The following is a 259-nucleotide window of genomic DNA, read 5'->3' as shown; positions in this document are numbered from 1 at the left end:
GACGAGCACCTCGCCCGGACCCGCAACCGGATCGGCGATCTCAACGAATTGCAGATCTTCAGGCGGTCCATATTGCGTACAAAGAATGGCTTTCACGCACTCCTGTCCTTCTTCGAACGGTTATGCATTACGCACTACGAGACCGCCATCGACCGGAATGACGATTCCAGTCAGGTAAGAGGCAGCCGGCAAGCACAGGCTGAGCGTCATTTGAGCGACTTCCTCCGGCTGGCCATATCGACGCAGGACTGTCCGGCGC

Annotated in this window: 1 protein-coding gene; it reads right to left on the bottom strand. The window is 57.9% G+C overall.

The annotated features are described in order from the left end of the window. Positions 1 to 120 precede the first annotated feature (120 nt). Positions 121 to 246 (bottom strand): SDR family oxidoreductase, encoded by a 126-nt coding sequence (locus ACWXWW_RS18155; RefSeq protein ID WP_455971422.1) that lies wholly within the window; start codon positions 244 to 246, stop codon positions 121 to 123. Between the last annotated feature and the right edge of the window lie 13 nt (positions 247 to 259).

The organism is Microbacterium sp. KNMS, assembly GCF_053851835.1.
The sequence above is the reverse complement of the archived record's forward strand: the minus strand, read 5'-3'. Positions and strand labels throughout refer to the sequence as shown.